A 15,754-nucleotide genomic window follows, 5' to 3' on the forward strand; every position below is an offset into this window, starting at 1 on the left:
GCGCCGCCAAGGGTCTCCCGAAAAGCTGCTCACCAGCCTGAGGTTCCTTTCCGCTCCTCGTGCGGCGGCCGGTGGAAAGCGTTGTTTTCCTCGCCGGCGACGCTGAACGGTTGACGCGAGCCGCTGCTGCCGATCTCGTGCATGCGGCTGAAAAAGCTCCGTCAGGACGTGACGCGGATGCACGTCCGGGGCGACGCCAGGACAGGAAGCCATGACAAGGTGCAACATTCGAAGTCGCGGAGCATTGTTCGGATAGCAGCACAAAGGAGCTCTCCGAATGGCCGATTCCGAAATCCTCGCCTCACGCCGCATCCTCATCATGGCTGCGGACGGTTTCGAGCAATCCGAACTCGAAGAACCGCTCGAGCGGTTGCAGGACGCCGGCGCCGCTGTCGATCTCGCATCACTCCAGATGGGGGACATCACCGGCTGGGACGAGGATGACTGGGGAGACGAGATCGAAGTCGACCTCAAGATCGCCGACGCGGCCGCGGACGACTATGACGCGCTCGTGCTTCCCGGCGGGCAAATCAATCCCGACCTGCTGCGCATCGATGCAGACGCGATTGCCCTTATCCGGTCCTTCGCCGACGCAGGCAAGCCGATCGCGGCCGTCTGTCATGCACCGTGGCTACTGATCGAGGCCGGGCTCGCCAAGGGCCGGCGAATGACCGGCTATAAATCGATCCGCACCGACCTGTCGAACGCCGGCGCCGAGGTGGTCGACGAGGCCGTCGTGATCGACGGCAACATCATCACCAGTCGCTGCCCCGATGACCTGCCGGCGTTTTGCGATGCTATCGTCGCGGCGCTGCGCGACACGGGTTGAGCGCTCGAGAGGGTCGGCCCCTCGATATCGGGCCGCTCGCATGACAGCGGCCGGACATGATGAAAGCTGGGGTGCGTTTAGCCACCCCCGTCACATACGGCTGCGCGCGCCGATACGATAGGGTCCCCGTCGCGCGTCCAATGCGCGGCCTTTCCAGCTAAGCTCGACTATTCCTTCGGCGAGCATCTTGTCGACCGCACCATGCACCTCTGCCATCCCTGGACGCCAGTCGCTTTCCGGGGGCAATCGCACGGGCGGCTTCGCTCGGACAGATGGTGGCACCGAGCGGCCGCGCTGCCAGCAGTTCCAGTATCGCGGCGCGCGCATCGATCATTTGTTCCGCGGCCGGCCGCGCTTTCCCCGGCCTGTTGTCATGGGATCGGGCTTTGGAGGTCGCTGCCAGCCGCGCGGCGGCGTCAGACGCTGCTGGCTGGTGCCGAGGCCCATCGCGCCGGGCCGCTGCCGTTCGAGACCGTTCAGATCGGCCGTTTCTGCCTCGCTGGCGGACGCGCCGCCCCGGATCAGGCTGATCTTGTCCCGGCAGCGCCGCGCCTCCTCGAAGTCGAGCGCGATTACCGCCGCGTCCATTTTACGCTGCAAGTCCCGGAGCGTCTCATTCATGACTGCAGGGTCCATCAAGGAGGTTCGCCGGCCGGGAGAGGCAAGCTGCCAGCACCGCCCGCCTCAGGCCCCCGGCACCGGCGGGGCGGGGCTGATCAGGGACAAATCTTCTCTCCCAACCTCGTAATAGCTCGCGACCCTGTCGGCATAGGCCTGGTCGAAGACCGGTGGATTGGCCGCCCAGCTGGGACCGCCTTCGAGTACACGGCGGTCGATCGTCACGGTGAAGCTATCCGACGTCGCCTCGAACGCGAGAAGTTCGAAGGGGAGAGGATAATAGGCTTTGCCCATGCCGAGAAATCCGCCGATCGAAAGAATGGCGTAGACCGTCTGGCCGCTCCGTTTGTTGATCATGAACGCATGGACTGATCCAAGCTTGTCGCCATCGCGCGTCCTCACCGCCATGACATCGACCTTGTTCGACTGGATCAGCAGCTGGGTGGGTTCGTCCGGTTCGGGCACAAGGCGCTTCCTCTATCGGTTTCAGAAATAGTGTCCCTGTTTCAACATCCGAAAGCGGCGCTTGTTCCGCTCGCCCGGCCGGCAACAGGGGGAGTTTGAACGTCGCCGCAGTGTCCCTGCGGGAGCTGGACCGCCGCGATTGCGATCAGGCGACGGGATAGATGCCGTGAAGAACGGTATCGAAATGGCTCTCGATCGTCGTCGTGCACCCGCAAGCGGTCTCGCGCAGCGCTGCTTCATCCTTGATGATGAACATGCCCCGGCGCGTCGCAATCATATTCTCGGCGCGCAGCCGGCCGATCACACGCGTCACGAAGGTCCGGCCGACCCCCAGCATTTCGGCCAGTTGCTCGTGCGTGAGCTCGATCTCCGGCTTGCGGGTGCGGCCCGCAGCCGCGAGCAGCCATTTTGCTGTCCGCTGCGAAATCGTGTGCGTGGCGTTACAGGCGGCGGTTTGGAATACCTGGGCAAGAAGACAGTCGGAATAACGCGAAAACCAGTGCCGCAGGGTGATGGAGTCGAGCTTGGCATGCTCGAGCGCAGACGTCTTGATCCGAAGGAAGCGGCCGCTGAAGCGGACCTGCGCGGTTGCGAAGGCCGGAACCTGGCCGTTGGACACAATACCGCCGATTGCGCCTTCGCTTCCGACGAGCGCGACCTCGACGGCAACGTCGTCCTCGACCGAAATACAGAAGGCCGCCATCGCGGGCCCGCATGGGAACCAGGTGTGCACGACTTCGTCGCCCGCGTGCTGAAGCGTCTCATGCGCTTCGAGGTCGAAGACCATCATGTGCGGCGCGAGGCGCCGGCGATCGGCGTCGCTCAATGTTGCCAGCAGTCCATTGCTGACTAGATCGTCTTCGCCTGGCCTCGACATAATCTCTCCCGCTGCGGATGACCGTGAACTTCTATCTGTCCACAAGTGGACGGACACCTCCGAGACCATATGTTACCGGTGAACATAACTCCCCAGCGATATCAGCCTCGGTACATCCCGCAATCCGGTCGGGGCCGCAATCGTTCCGCTGCTATCCGAAACAGCAGGTGTTTATTTGCGCTCCCCCTTTGTCATGAAGTCTCCCAGCGCTTCGAAAAGCTTCGGCGTGCAAGCGTCTTTCCCTCGGCGGGTATCCCTCGCCCAAGCCGCCTCTGGTCGTCCGATCAGGGGGCGTCCCCGCGCATGACGAGCCTCGGCACGGACAAGGTCGATCTCACCAACTGTGATCGCGAACCGATCCAGATTCCCGGTAGTATCCAGCCGCACGGCGCGATGTTTGTTGTCGATCCCGAGAGGTTCCAGATCCTGTTCGCCTCGGCGAATGCGGCAGCGCTGACGGGCTATGAGGGGGCTATTGTCCGCGGGGCCGCATTGCACACCATAATCGGCGAGCAGGCGGTGCACGAAATCCGCAACGCATGCGCGAAGTCGGGTGGCGGAGAGATTGCAGGCATCGAGCTCGGCTTGACCGTCGGGCGATCGATGCAACCGATGGACGTCGTGGCTCACCGCCACCAGGACCGCGTCCTCATCGAAATCGAGCCGTCTGTCGATGGCGGCCAGAGCGCCAAAAAGGCGCTCGATCTCACACATGGGCTGGTTCGGCGGATCGGGGTCGAGACGGATCTCGCCAATCTTGCCAAGGCCGGAGCCCGTCTGGTCCGGACCATGCTCGGATACGACCGGGTCATGATCTACCAGTTTCTTCATAATGGCGCCGGGCGGGTCATAGCAGAAGCAAAGCGCGCGGATTTGCAAAGCTTCATGGGCCAGCATTTCCCCGCGTCCGACATTCCGTACCAGGCGCGGCGGCTTTACGAACTCAACGCCATCCGCATGATCAGCGATACCGGCTATGCGCCGATCCCGCTCGAACCTCCAATCGCGCCGGACGAGCAACCGGTCGACATGTCCTTCGCCCAGCTTCGCTCGGTGTCGCCGATCCACTGCGAATATCTGCAGAATATGGGCGTCAGTGCTTCGATGTCGATTTCGATCCTCGTCGATGGCGAGCTGTGGGGTCTGATTTCCTGTCACCATGACACGCCGCGCATCATTCCAGTTTCTCTCCGCCTCGGAGCAGAGCTCTTCGGCCACTATTTTTCGCTGCAGGTCGCGGTTGCCGAGCGCCGCGCGCATATCGTCGCGTCGGGGCTGGCACGCGAGCGTCTCGACAAGATTCTCGCCGGCCTGTCGGTCGATGAAACTCTGTTGCAGGGCCTGCGCGACCATCTCGACGATTTCACCGCGCTGTTCGATTGCGACGGTGTCGGCATCTGGGCGCAGGAGCGATGGGCATCGAGCGGTCGGGCGCCCGCGGCGGATGAGGCCTTGACGCTGGTTCGCTATCTCGCCGGAGAGGGACAGCGGCATCCCCGATCGGAATCCTCGAAGCTCGGTCTGTGGCACACGCAAAGCCTGGCGCAGATCGAGGAGCTCGACGGTTTTGGTGGTGCTGTAGCCGGCGCGCTCGCCATCCCGCTCACCTCGACGCCGCGCGATTATCTTCTCATCTTCAGGAGCGAAGAGGCGCACCGCATCGAGTGGGCCGGCGAGCCGACCAAGAAAATCCTCTCGACCCCCAACGGCGATCGGCTGACGCCGCGCGGCAGCTTCGAGACCTGGCGCGAGGAGGTCCGCGGACAATGCAAGCCCTGGACCGAGACCGATCTTTCGGCCGCCGACACGGTGCGGACCTATCTGCGCGATGTGTTCCTCAAACAAAATGAAATAACGGCGGAAGAGCGCGGGCGCCTCGAGCATCGGCGCCGCGTCCTCAACGACGAGCTCAATCACCGCGTCAAGAACATCATCACGCTGATCAAGTCGATCGCGGTACAGACAGGTGCCCATGCCGAAAGCGTCGCGGGCTATTCCGCGTCGCTCGAAGGGCGGCTTCGCGCCCTCGCATTTGCCCATGATCAGTCGCTGAGCGCCACGGTCGGAGGAGATCTGGCGACCCTGATAGAAGCGGAAGCGGGGCTCCATCGTTACGGCCCCGATCCCGAACGGGTGCTCGCCGCGGGCGACAAGGTCCGGCTGAACGATCGTGCCTTCGGGGTCATGGCACTGGTCATCCACGAGCTGATGACCAACGCCGCGAAATATGGCGCTCTGTCGGTGCCGGGCGGCAGGCTGCAGATCGAATGGACGTGCAGCGAAGCTGGCGGATGCACGGTAAGCTGGACGGAGACCGGCGGGCCGACGGTCGCGCCGCCGAAACGCGAGGGCTTTGGATCGAAACTCATCCAGACGACTATTGTCTACGATCTTGGGGGGCGCGCGGACATCGCCTATCCTTCGACCGGGATGACCGCGAGGCTGGTTATTCCCGCCAGGCATGTGTCGCTCGTCAGCGAGGATGCGCCCGAGCTCGACACGCCATCGGCGGTGCTGAGCGAACGGTCGCTCTTAGGCATGTCGATCCTGCTCGTCGAAGACCAGTCGCTGATTGCGCTCGATACAGAGGATCTGCTTCGCCGGATGGGCGCGCGCGACGTGCGCCTGTCGCCCGATGCGGCGCACGCTGTCCTGACCCTTGAGGACTTCAGGCCTGACGCCGCCATACTCGATTATAATCTCGGCGAAACAACGTCGGAAAACGTCGCCGAACGATTGCTGACGATGGGCGTGCCGTTCGTGTTCGCGACGGGCTATGGCGACAGCGTGATGATCCCCGAGCATCTCAGGGCGATCCCGGTCGTCCGAAAGCCCGCCAGCATGACGAGCCTTGCGGTGCAGATTGCCGATGCGCGCCGGATTGTGGCGGACAGTTGATGGAAAAATATCCAGCGCGCGCACAATTGCGCTTGGCCACGGCCGACTGTCATCGACGTGTCGACACGGTCTTCTCCGCGGCTGACCTCGGCGAGCTTTCCTCATATGCTGACTTTCTGCGCGCGCAGGCTGCTGCACTTCTGCCTGTGGAGGAGGCGCTCGAAGACGCCGGCGCTGCCAGCCTTTTTGCCGACTGGCCGTCGCGCAGACGCGGCGCTCTGCTCGTGGCCGACCTTGCCGGCCTTGGCTTCGCACCGCCCGCTCCCGTCGGTCGTCCGTGGCTCGCCACGCCGGCACAGGCGATCGGCGCGCTCTATGTGCTCGAGGGATCGCGCCTCGGGGGCGCCTTGCTGAAGCGTTCGGTACCCCCGCACCTGCCGTCAGAGTTTTTGGGGGGCATGTGCTCTGCATCCTGGCAAGCCTTGCTGGTCTTGATGGACGCGATGCTGGATTCGTCCGAAAAGCTCGCTGCCGCGATCGAGACCGCGCGGCGCGTTTTCGGCTTGTTCGAACTGGCCGGCCGGCTTCACGTCGATCCGGGGACCGCCGCCGCATGAGCGAAGACGGCGACTCTCGCCGATGCGGAACTTGCGTCTGTTACACGTGTTGATAGCGCAGCACGGGACCCGCGGAGATCTGTGGTTTGCCGCACCCATGTGCGAGGAAGGGGAGCCGGGCGGCTCCCCTTTACCCTCAGCTTAGCGATCACGGCGGCCGGCTTGTCTGCGTCGGTGGTCTCGGCGCAGGTGGCTTCTCAGGCCTGGTCCGCATTTCGACCGGAGAAGCCAGGCTATTCGGCCTCCGCCGCGATGGCAGTTTAGCACGGCTTTGAAGACCTGACCTTCGAACAGTGAAGGACTGCCCGGCCGCGGGCGGCCACGCTCAGAGACGCCGCAGGACGCGGCGCTTGTGCTCGATCGCGGCCAGGATCAGCTCGGCGCGCGAAAGTCTGCCAAAGAGACGAACGAATTCGGGGTCGGAAATGCTGGTGGTAGGATTGAGCGTCAACCAGTCGGCAGCTGCCGTATAGTAGGTCGGCCGGCCTGTCAGCGTCTCCGCTACGGCGTCAAGGTCGGCGCCGGGAGTGTCGAGAGCGGCGCCGCGCCGGCAGAGTTCTTCCTCGACCTCGGCGAGGTCCGCGCGGCTCAGCAGCGGCCAGCGATCGTGAAAGTCCGGCCATTCCGGTACAGCGACGGTCCAGGGAATATTCTCCATGACCCAGTCGGCGATCCGGGCAGCACGCTCATTCATTCGCTGCATCGGCGGCGCCGCCGGGATGGGAGCTGCCATCCGGCTCTGCTGCACGCGATCGAGATTTGCCATATTCTGTGTCCCCACGCCGGTCGTTCGTTGATTGCGGCTTCAGCTGCCGACCAACGCGCCCGCGCGGCGATGGTTGCGCTGGCGCTGCGAGGAAAACGAGACGTTCGGAGACAGCTTCCTCGACAGCGTCTTCGGCGTGTCACGCGGCCGGTTCCATGCGGCACTCGCGCAGCAGGGCGGTATCCCTCGGGAGGGCCCGGCGCGCACTTGCCGGAGAATGGCTCACGGATCGGCACGCGACCCCCGGGCGTAGGTGAGGGACGCGGCAACGACGCGCTCCGGCAGCGGCAATTCAGGTCGGTGCGGGCCGGGCGATGCGGGGCCCCGACCTGGTGTCGCGCGCGGCACCGCGCTCGGATCGCAGGACGTGGATCCGGGATATCTTCACGGGCGTCTCGTTCAGCCTTTCCATGACGGCTGACCAGAAATCGACCTCATGGTCCGCGCCGCGCTCACTGGACCAGCCGATCTGACGCTCGACGACGGTGGCGGCGGCGTCGGCATATCGCTGACGGAGGCTGCTGGCACAGCGGAGGACGCCGGATTCGGTTTGCGGGTACATTTTCATTCTCCCGAGGAACACGGCCCGATCAATCGTGCGGCCAATGGCAGGTGACGCGTTTGCCAAAATTGCGTGGTGCCATGGCTGCAGGGCGGGGCGGTGCCTGTTTAGGGCTTCCTAGCCTACACCCTCGTCTCTCCTTGGAATACTGATGCAGGTTGGCTTATCGTGCAGAAAGCAGCCCGACGGGGCGATTTCTTGGCGAATACGGGTGGCGGCTCGAAAATTCCTTCATCGCGCGCGCGGATTGAAGATCGCCGCAGTTTGTTGCCTGCGCCCGTCGCCGTGCCGGCGGCCCGGATGAGGCCGATGAGAGCGGGCATCCTATCTGTTTGCGGATATCCGTTCGGTTTCTCCCGCTCTCCCATCGTTTTAACGGGCCTCCCGCCCGCAGCTTCCAGGAGACAAAAGAGCATGGATCGACCGCTGGAATTGCTCATGCCGCGCACGACGGCGAGAAATTCGAATGTTTAAGCGCGCAGTTCGTCGGCACCTCTCCCCGAAACTGCCGCTATCGGCGAACTCCGGGTTCGCCTCGAGCACCGCCGCGCCGAGCAGCGCCCTGAGCTAAAAGACGATAGCGTCGTCGAGCAGGGAACTTTTCAGGGCCTCCCATGTCCCCTTCTTCTGCACGCTTTCGCCGCGCCGGCCGCGCGTCGTCAGGGCTCCCTGCCTGCGCGCTCGCAAGCCGCGCCGCAGGGAGGCCTGTTCACGCTGGTGCCCAGTGAATGTCGACGGGGAGCTCCGTGCCGGCCAACACCCGCCCGACCGGAAGAGAAGAGGCCGGGCCCTGCCTGATCGCAGTCTCGATCACCGCGCGCTTCTCGTCGCCGGTCACGGCAATGACCAATGCGCGTGCCGACGTGATCGCGGCCAGGCTGAGTGTGACGCGCGCCACCGGTGCCTCGGAGGGCAACGGATCGGGCATCACGCCTAACGCGCGCCGTTCCTTGGGTCCGTTGACGGCTTCGTCGAAATCGGGGCCCGGAAATATCGAAGCAGCATGCCCGTCACGGCCGACGCCCAGAAGGCAGAGGTCGAGCGGCCAGTGCAGGTCCTGCATCAGGGCATCGGCCGAGCGTCCCGCCGACTTATAGTCGGCAATGGCGTTCGGCACGACCGGGATAACTCGCGCGCCCTTCGGCAGGAAATACTTCGCAAGGGCGGTTACGTTGCTGAGCGCGTCGCCGAGCGGGACGATGCGCTCGTCTCCGGGAACGATGGTCACGCGCCGCCAGTCCAGTTTCGCCGATGAAAGCTTTTCGTAGATCGGGATCGGGGTTTTTCCCCCGGCAAGTGCGATGACGGCGGCGCCGCGCGCATCGATGGCGCTTTCTATGATGAAGCCGATATCACCGGCAACGGCTGCCGCCATTTCCGCCGCAGTATCATATTCCCACCATTCGACTTCGTCGCTCACATATATTTCCTTTGATTGGCAATGAGCGGCTTGCGAGGGCATGCGCGGGGCTGTTCCACGAGCCTTCCTAATCGCTTCGCCGCCCAACTTTACGCGTCCGAAGGGCCCACTTCGCGGCAAGGTAGCGAAGTCTACGAACGGATGAGATGGTCGAATGCCGAAAGCCCGGCCTTCGATCCTTCGCCCATCGCGATGACGATCTGCTTATAGGGCACGGTCGTCACGTCGCCCGCGGCGAAGATGCCTGGCTGGCTGGTCGCGCCGCGCGCATCGACCTCGATCTCGCCGCGGTCGCTCAGCGCGACTGCGCTGCCCAGCCATTCGGTGTTCGGGATCAGACCGATCTGGACGAAGATGCCTTCCAGTTCGACAAGATGCTCCTCGTCCTTATTACGGTCGCGATAGCGCAGGCCCACGACCTTCTCGCCATTGCCGAGGACTTCGGTGGTGAGCGCCGAGGTGATGATCGTGACATTGGACAGGCTGCGCAGCTTGGTCTGGAGCACCGCGTCGGCACGAAGCTGACTGTCGAACTCGATCAAAGTCACATGCGCGACGAGGCCGGCCAAGTCGATCGCCGCCTCGACGCCCGAATTGCCGCCGCCGATCACCGCGACGCGTTTGCCCTTGAACAGAGGGCCGTCGCAGTGCGGACAATAGGCGACGCCCTTGTTGCGATATTCGGCTTCGCCGGGGACGCCCATCTGGCGCCAGCGCGCGCCGGTCGACAGGATCACTGTCTTGCCCTTCACGCTTGCGCCGCTCTTCAGCTTCACTTCGTGTAGGCCGTTGGCGCCACCGGGGATCAATTCGGCGGCTTCCTGCACATTCATGACGTCAACGTCATAATCCTTCACATGCGCTTCCAGCTGCGCGGCGAGCTTCGGTCCTTCGGTGTGCTGGACCGAGATGAAATTCTCGATCCCCAGCGTGTCGAGCACCTGCCCGCCGAAGCGTTCGGCGACGACGCCGGTGCGGATGCCTTTGCGTGCGGCATAGATCGCCGCAGCGGCGCCGCCGGGCCCACCGCCGACGACGAGCACGTCGAACGGCTCCTTTGCGGCGATCTTTTCGGCGGCGCGCGCGACAGAGCCGCTGTCGAGCTTGGCGACAATCTGTGCGAGGTCCATGCGGCCTTGCCCGAAGGGTTCGCCGTTCAAGAATACCGCCGGAACCGCCATGACCTTGCGGCGCTCGACCTCGTCCTGAAACAGCGCGCCGTCGATCGCGGTGTGGCGGATGTTCGGATTGAGCGCGGCCATGATGTTGAGCGCCTGCACGACGTCGGGGCAATTCTGGCATGACAGCGAGAAGAAGGTTTCGAAGACGAAATCGCCTTCGAGGGCGCGCACCGCGTCGAGCAGTTCGGCCTCTTCCTTCGGCGGATGCCCACCAACATGGAGCAGCGCGAGGATAAGCGAGGTGAATTCATGCCCCATCGGGAGGCCCGCGAACACGGCTTCGGCGCGGCCTTCATCGGCGCGGATCGCGAAGGATGGGCGGCGGGCGTCGTCGCCGTCGAACCGCGCGGTGACGAGGTCCGACTGCGCCGCGACTTCTTCGACAAGGCTGCGCATCTCGGTCGACTTGGGCGAGGCGTCGAGGCTCGCGACCAGCTCGATCGGGCGGCGGAGATTGCCGAGATAGGTCTTGAGCTGGGCGGTCGTATTGGCGTCGAGCATCGGCATGGGGAGAGCCTTTCGGACAGGAGCAGGGGTTCGCCGCTGGGAGCGGCGTCAGAATCTTGTGTTTTTTGAAGAAGCTAAGACCGGGCGAGCGCTGCCCGCCCGGTCCTCGCAAATCGGCTTAGATCTTGCCGACGAGTTCGATCGAGGGAGCGAGCGTTTCGGCGCCCTCTTCCCACTTCGCCGGGCAGACCTGGCCGGGGTTGGCGCGGACATAGACCGCGGCTTTGATCTTGCGGACCAGTTCTTCGGCGTTGCGGCCGACGCCTTCGCTGGTGATTTCCATCACCTGGATCACGCCGTCGGGATCGACGACGAAGGTCGCGCGGTCGGCGAGGCCCGAATCTTCACGCAGCACGCCGAAATTGTTGGCGAGGACGTGGTTCTGGTCGCCCAGCATGTGATAGTTGATCTTGCCGATCGCCGGCGAGCTGTCATGCCATGCCTTGTGGCTGAAATGCGTGTCGGTCGACACCGAATAGACTTCGACGCCCAGGCCCTGAAGCGTGGCATATTGGTCGGCAAGGTCTTCGAGCTCCGTCGGGCAGACGAAAGTGAAGTCGGCCGGATAGAAGAAGAAAACCGCCCACTTGCCCTTGGTATCGGCGTCCGTCACGGGGACGAACTTGCCTTGGTAGTACGAGGTGGCGTTGAACGGCTTGATCGAGCTTCCGATGATACCCATGGGAGAGTGTTTCCTTTGTTTGCTGCACTGCAAAATGATTTGCAGGGCGCCAGCTATGCGGACTGGCGCGTGCACTCAACTCCAATTTTCCGGGCACACTTATCGGTTAAATCGATCAAGGAGACTGGGGACTGAAAGTCTGTTCGGGGAGACCGAGATTAGGAGCAGATGCTCTTTGCGCCTGCGAGCAGGTCAATAACCTCTGCGTCGAATCGGTCGGGTGCAAGGGGGGTGATCTTTCGGAACCGGCGCGCGCAGTAGGCGGCGCGCGGCCCGAGGTCAGGGACGTCGCGAAAGTTTAGCGCAGCGCCTGATTGCCCGCCGACGAGGTCAGGCATGTCGGCGATGACTGTTCGCACAGTGAAGATAGCGCCCGGGCGAACCTCGGGCGGATAGCGCTCGTGCCGGCTGATACAAAGCGCCAGGTCATCCACTTGCCAATCGTCTGTCACAATCAACCTCGGGGCCGTTATGCAGTCCGATGCTGCTTCTATCATGTTCGGTGCGCGTCCGCATCTGCCAACTTACAGCGAGGATGATCCGCATTACGCATCATGAACTCTTGTGATCGCGCAATGGCCTAGCCCCACCCGAAGTCGAAAGATCGCGCCCCGGGCTCAGGAGATTTCCGGAAAACGGCTAATCTATGTGATTGCCCGCGGCAGCCGCCTTGATAGGTTCGCTTCAAGCCACATTCATGGCTAACCTCGCCGGTACGCCGGTCGCGGAAAAGCTGGCATTCCCGAAATCTGCCGACTTGTTCGCGTTTTTTTTTGCCGAACATGAACGCGCTTTGGTGAGGCCGCTCAGCGCTGCAGCACTGACACTTGCCAAATGAGAACATTAGCGGAACAATGCGCCTTTGAAATCCGAATCGGGGGTAACAGGTGGAAGTGCGGGCGAGAAGTTTTCGCGGGTTCAGCATTGTCGGGCGCGGAGTGACGCAGGAGACGGTCGATCGTGCCTGCATGCAGGTGGAAGCCCTACTTGAGGAGCAAGGCGTGGCGGCGGCCGAGCTACAGGCGCTGACCGAGCGATATAACGACCTTGGGACCGCCGGTGTCGATCTCGCGCGTCTCTCGGACGCTGAATGGCGCGGCTATGGCGTCGATCCAAAACATGTGGCGGTGAACAAACGGCTTCATCGATTGCTTCAGTCCGTGCGAAAGCTGGGGTCGATTACTCCCTGCAGCTATCTGGGCTTCACCGCGCGGCCGGTATCCGCTCCATAACGGTCATCAAACAAATGAGCCCACGCTGCGCGCGCTTCGGTCCGTTCGCTTCGGCGTAGATCGAAGCGGTTGCCGGCTGCGAGCTTCGACTGAAGAAACTGGAAACCAGAGATGATCCTTGTGTCGATTTTGATGGCAACCGTCGTGCCCGCGGGCCAATCGTTTGAATGCACACCCACTGCGGTGTGGGACGGCGACGGACCGGTCTGGTGCGCGGAGGGGCCGCGTGTCCGATTATCGGGAATTGCGGCTCGCGAGACGGATGGAAGTTGCCGCCCCGGACATCCATGCCCCGCTGCCGACGCGTTTGCAGCGCGCGACCACCTCGTATCGCTGCTGGGGGAGCGCGCCGGTATCCGCTCGACCGGGCACATTGCGGTGAAAGGTTCGACGATGCGGTGCCGATCGGTTGGCGCGGCTGGCGGCAATCGCACCGCCGCATTCTGTGTCTCGCCGAAGTCCGGCGACATCTCCTGCGCAATGGTCCGGGACGGATATGCTGCGCGCTGGGACCGTTACTGGGGCAGGCACCGCTGCGAGTGACGGGATTGCCGGAGCATAAGAGGGAGACCGCTTCCGGCGGTAACCAACGCTTGTCCGGTTTCCCGCCGTTTTGTCGCCGCGATGAATGCGCAGTTTTATGGCTCGCCCGCGACATGGTCGGCAACCCATGCGCCCCGCGTTCCGCGCGGTTTCGGCGCGCCTCGCGTGGAATCGATCTCCGTCTGATGCTCAAGTTCGGAATTGAGCTCGGCGCCGAGGAGCAGGGCATAGCTGGCGAGGTAAATCCAGGTCAGGATGGCCGCGACCGCTCCGAGAGATCCATATGTCGCGTCGAAATGTGCAATGGACCGGGCATAGGCGCCAAAGCCTGACGCCAGCGCCAGCCAGGCCAGCGCGGCGAGCAGCGAACCGGGAGTGAGCCAAACCCATTTCGCCTTGCGGCGGCAGGGGCCATATCGGTACAGAAATGCTGCCGCTGCGGCACCGACCAGGCCGAGCACAGCGTGCGCGGCGATCTGAAGGAATTTTGTCGCAAGCGCATGGCCGTGACCGAGCGCTGCGTCCAACGCGCCAAGACCGGCGAGCAAAAGCGCGGTCGCTCCGGCGCTCGCCATCGCCGCCAGCGTCAACAATATGGCGAGCGCATTGAGACGGAAGATGCCGCGGCGCTCTTCCTCTTCATACGCGATATTCAGCGCGGTCATCAGCGCGCCAATGCCGTTGCGGGCGCCGAAGAGTGCGATGGCGAGCGCGGCGATCAGACCCCAGCCCTTGCCTTCGTCGGGCGCTGCGGAAAGCCTCAGCAACTGGTCTCCAATTGTGATCGCGACGCTGTCGGGCAGGAAATTCGCGAGCCTCCGGATGTGTTCGATGACCATCGAAGGATCGACGAAGAGGCCATAGGCCAGAAGCGTCGCGGCGAGGAGGGGCGCGACAGCAAGAAAAGCGTAGAAGGCGACACCCGCCGATATGAGGCCGAGATTGTCTGCCGAGGCTTCTTTAAAGCACCGGACGAGGACGGCCCGCCAGGCCGGCGCCGGCATTCGCCAGGGGCTCGCGGCGAGGCGTCCGGACTTCGCCGCCGCAGGCTTGCCGCTCCCGCTCGGTGAAAGCCGGCCTTTCATGTCAGTAGCGATCGAGGAGCGTCTCCACCGTCTTCCCGGTCGTGCCCTCTTTGCCCGCTTTACCCGCAATATCCTTCTCAAGCGCCGCGCGGATTTCGGCGATCTGCTGGTCGGTAAGATGCTCGATACCGACAAATTCGACGCGCGCCTTGTCGAGCGCACGGAGAATTTCATCGAGCTTCGCCTGCATGGCGGCTCCGTCGCGGTTCTGGCTATTCTGAATCAGGAAAACCGCGAGGAATGTAAGGACGGTCGTCGCCGTGTTGATGATCAGCTGCCAGGTATCGGAATATTGCATCCACGGGCCGGAAGCAGCCCAAATGACAACGAACAGCGTGGCGATAATGAAAGCGAGCGGCTGACCCATTATGCGAGCCGACTGGCTCGCGATCTTCGTGAAGAAACTGTCCATCATGCTTTCTGCGATAAGGTGCGGCGACGCCCGAAAGTTCGAGGAAGGGCACGTCGGCACCCGGGGTATCCGAGAGACGAATATCGCGCTGCACTCGTTCCGCCTTAATCGCCGCGATTCACCTAGGTTATGACGATTTCGCCGGGCAAAAATAGCCGTGTGGGCGCGACGAACGGGAACTCGCCTGTCGAGACAGCCGTTTCAACGGCGCCTCACGGGATCGATGAGCCTCCCTTCGCGCGCATCAGATCGGGGATCAGCACGTCCAGCTTCGCGATCGTGCTTGCGGCATCGCGGTGGTGAACGAAGATGCCGCCCGCACCCTCCCAGAGATGCGTGTGCTTCAGCTGGTCGTCGACGAGAATGTCGCCTTTTTGGGCATGATTGCGCTTGTCGACCGCCATTACGGTGAGGATCTGCGTACCCGGGAAATGCTCGGCCGCCCAACGGATTTTCTGGGCGGCCGCCCAGTTTCCGCGCGGCAGCCCGGTCAGGATAACGGGCACGAGGTGACGCACCGCTGCGAACAATTCCATCGCATCGGGCATCAGCGGCAGCGTTCCGTAAAAGTCGGGATGACGCGCTATCTCGCGCCAGAAACCGGAGATGCCATGTTTGCGCTCGTAGGCGCGCGGCGGCATTCCCAAAAGCTGTGCAGCGCCGCGCTCGAAATCGGCGAGCACGCCGTCGCAATCGAGATAAAGCTGCATCAGCGGCTCCATCGCTCGGGCTTGAGCGCGATCCCGATGGGGGGATAAACGCGCTCCCATCCGCGCGCGGCAATCGCATCGTTGCTCTCCTTCGCCTGCCTGCCGGGCCCCAGCGACCAGGTGATGTGATAGTGGCTGCCATCACCGCGGTCTGTCGTCCCATCGATGCGCACGACGAGCGCATGGACGCCCTCGCCATCGTCGACTTCGCCCACGACCTCGCCGAGCCGCGCGGTCGGAAGCGCGGTGCCTTCGTCGGTTCCGAAGCGCAGCGTCACATGATCCGCGACGAGCTTCGAATAGTGCGGCCTGAACTGCCTTAACAGGGCGTCGCGCTCCGAGGCCGGAAGGCGCCAGCCGGTGATGGTGCGGGACATTCCAATCTCCTCGTGCGGATCGGCACCTTTGCT

General features: G+C 63.5%; 19 protein-coding genes and 1 pseudogene. 6 read left to right on the top strand and 14 right to left on the bottom strand.

Going from position 1 to position 15,754, the window contains the following annotated elements; genetic code table 11:
* The first annotated feature begins 277 nt into the window (after nt 1-277).
* Complete coding sequence (locus GGC65_RS19945; RefSeq protein ID WP_192648753.1) at nt 278-829, top strand: type 1 glutamine amidotransferase domain-containing protein; 552 nt, start codon at nt 278-280, stop codon at nt 827-829.
* Between the two features lie 90 nt (nt 830-919).
* Here GGC65_RS19945 and GGC65_RS19950 read toward each other — a convergent pair.
* The 4 genes and pseudogenes from GGC65_RS19950 to GGC65_RS19965 form a co-directional block, all read right to left on the bottom strand.
* Nucleotides 920-1,163, bottom strand: a pseudogene (locus tag GGC65_RS19950) (DUF3253 domain-containing protein).
* Nucleotides 1,160-1,450, bottom strand: coding sequence for a UvrB/UvrC motif-containing protein (locus GGC65_RS19955; RefSeq protein ID WP_192648754.1), 291 nt, complete (start codon nt 1,448-1,450; stop codon nt 1,160-1,162). Before GGC65_RS19955 ends, GGC65_RS19950 begins: the two are co-directional and overlap by 4 nt.
* Before the next feature lie 63 nt (nt 1,451-1,513).
* Entirely contained in the window at nt 1,514-1,855 is a 342-nt protein-coding gene (locus GGC65_RS19960; protein WP_192649646.1) for a PRC-barrel domain-containing protein, read from the bottom strand.
* A 202-nt stretch (nt 1,856-2,057) separates the two neighbouring features.
* The gene (locus tag GGC65_RS19965) at nt 2,058-2,858 is read right to left on the bottom strand and encodes a Crp/Fnr family transcriptional regulator (RefSeq protein WP_225940926.1); all 801 of its coding nucleotides are present in this window, start codon (nt 2,856-2,858) and stop codon (nt 2,058-2,060) included.
* A 234-nt stretch (nt 2,859-3,092) separates the two neighbouring features.
* Between GGC65_RS19965 and GGC65_RS19970 the strand changes: the two genes are divergently transcribed.
* Together GGC65_RS19970 and GGC65_RS19975 are read left to right on the top strand one after the other, a co-directional pair.
* Complete coding sequence (locus GGC65_RS19970) at nt 3,093-5,687, top strand: HWE histidine kinase domain-containing protein (RefSeq protein WP_192648755.1); 2,595 nt, start codon at nt 3,093-3,095, stop codon at nt 5,685-5,687.
* Between the two features lie 32 nt (nt 5,688-5,719).
* Nucleotides 5,720-6,244 carry a biliverdin-producing heme oxygenase gene (locus GGC65_RS19975; RefSeq protein WP_192648756.1) on the top strand — a complete coding sequence of 175 codons (525 nt, stop codon included), beginning with the start codon at nt 5,720-5,722 and terminating at the stop codon, nt 6,242-6,244.
* Nucleotides 6,245-6,569: 325 nt separating this feature from the next.
* Here GGC65_RS19975 and GGC65_RS19980 read toward each other — a convergent pair whose 3' ends face one another.
* The 6 genes from GGC65_RS19980 to GGC65_RS20005 form a co-directional block, all read right to left on the bottom strand.
* Nucleotides 6,570-7,010 carry a hypothetical protein gene (locus tag GGC65_RS19980; RefSeq protein WP_192648757.1) on the bottom strand — a complete coding sequence of 147 codons (441 nt, stop codon included), beginning with the start codon at nt 7,008-7,010 and terminating at the stop codon, nt 6,570-6,572.
* A gap of 292 nt (nt 7,011-7,302) precedes the next feature.
* The gene (locus tag GGC65_RS19985; protein ID WP_192648758.1) at nt 7,303-7,572 is read right to left on the bottom strand and encodes a hypothetical protein; all 270 of its coding nucleotides are present in this window, start codon (nt 7,570-7,572) and stop codon (nt 7,303-7,305) included.
* Between the two features lie 709 nt (nt 7,573-8,281).
* Entirely contained in the window at nt 8,282-8,992 is a 711-nt protein-coding gene (gene pgl / locus GGC65_RS19990) for a 6-phosphogluconolactonase (protein ID WP_192649648.1), read from the bottom strand.
* A gap of 131 nt (nt 8,993-9,123) precedes the next feature.
* Nucleotides 9,124-10,674, bottom strand: coding sequence for an alkyl hydroperoxide reductase subunit F (gene ahpF / locus GGC65_RS19995; RefSeq protein WP_192649649.1), 1,551 nt, complete (start codon nt 10,672-10,674; stop codon nt 9,124-9,126).
* 124 nt (nt 10,675-10,798) lie between these two features.
* Nucleotides 10,799-11,362 (bottom strand): alkyl hydroperoxide reductase subunit C, encoded by a 564-nt coding sequence (gene ahpC / locus GGC65_RS20000; protein ID WP_062185594.1) that lies wholly within the window; start codon nt 11,360-11,362, stop codon nt 10,799-10,801.
* 158 nt (nt 11,363-11,520) lie between these two features.
* Nucleotides 11,521-11,820, bottom strand: a complete 300-nt coding sequence (locus GGC65_RS20005) for a hypothetical protein (protein ID WP_192648759.1) — start codon at nt 11,818-11,820, stop codon at nt 11,521-11,523.
* Nucleotides 11,821-12,059: 239 nt separating this feature from the next.
* On the opposite strand from GGC65_RS20005, the gene GGC65_RS20010 reads away from it, so the two are divergent.
* The 3 genes from GGC65_RS20010 (at nt 12,060) to GGC65_RS23475 (ending at nt 13,137) form a co-directional block, all read left to right on the top strand.
* Complete coding sequence (locus GGC65_RS20010; protein WP_192648760.1) at nt 12,060-12,200, top strand: hypothetical protein; 141 nt, start codon at nt 12,060-12,062, stop codon at nt 12,198-12,200.
* A gap of 100 nt (nt 12,201-12,300) precedes the next feature.
* On the top strand, nt 12,301-12,594 hold the full coding sequence (locus tag GGC65_RS20015; RefSeq protein ID WP_192648761.1) for a hypothetical protein: 294 nt from the start codon (nt 12,301-12,303) through the stop codon (nt 12,592-12,594).
* Nucleotides 12,595-12,705: 111 nt separating this feature from the next.
* Nucleotides 12,706-13,137, top strand: a complete 432-nt coding sequence (locus tag GGC65_RS23475) for a thermonuclease family protein (RefSeq protein WP_225940927.1) — start codon at nt 12,706-12,708, stop codon at nt 13,135-13,137.
* A 95-nt stretch (nt 13,138-13,232) separates the two neighbouring features.
* On the opposite strand, the gene GGC65_RS20020 is transcribed toward GGC65_RS23475, so the two are convergent.
* The 4 genes from GGC65_RS20020 to GGC65_RS20035 all read right to left on the bottom strand — a co-directional run bounded on the left by GGC65_RS20020 (nt 13,233) and on the right by GGC65_RS20035 (nt 15,721).
* A complete protein-coding gene (locus tag GGC65_RS20020; protein ID WP_192648762.1) occupies nt 13,233-14,222 on the bottom strand; it encodes a YihY/virulence factor BrkB family protein in 990 nt (329 codons plus the stop codon).
* Between the two features lies 1 nt (nt 14,223).
* Complete coding sequence (locus GGC65_RS20025; protein WP_192649650.1) at nt 14,224-14,634, bottom strand: low affinity iron permease family protein; 411 nt, start codon at nt 14,632-14,634, stop codon at nt 14,224-14,226.
* A gap of 212 nt (nt 14,635-14,846) precedes the next feature.
* Nucleotides 14,847-15,344: a 5' nucleotidase, NT5C type gene (locus GGC65_RS20030; protein ID WP_192648763.1), complete on the bottom strand. Its 498-nt coding sequence runs from the start codon at nt 15,342-15,344 to the stop codon at nt 14,847-14,849.
* On the bottom strand, nt 15,344-15,721 hold the full coding sequence (locus GGC65_RS20035; protein WP_192648764.1) for a hypothetical protein: 378 nt from the start codon (nt 15,719-15,721) through the stop codon (nt 15,344-15,346). The genes GGC65_RS20030 and GGC65_RS20035 overlap by 1 nt, the downstream gene beginning before the upstream one ends.
* Nucleotides 15,722-15,754 lie beyond the last annotated feature (33 nt).

The sequence above is a fragment of the Sphingopyxis sp. OAS728 genome, from assembly GCF_014873485.1.
GTDB lineage: Bacteria > Pseudomonadota > Alphaproteobacteria > Sphingomonadales > Sphingomonadaceae > Sphingopyxis.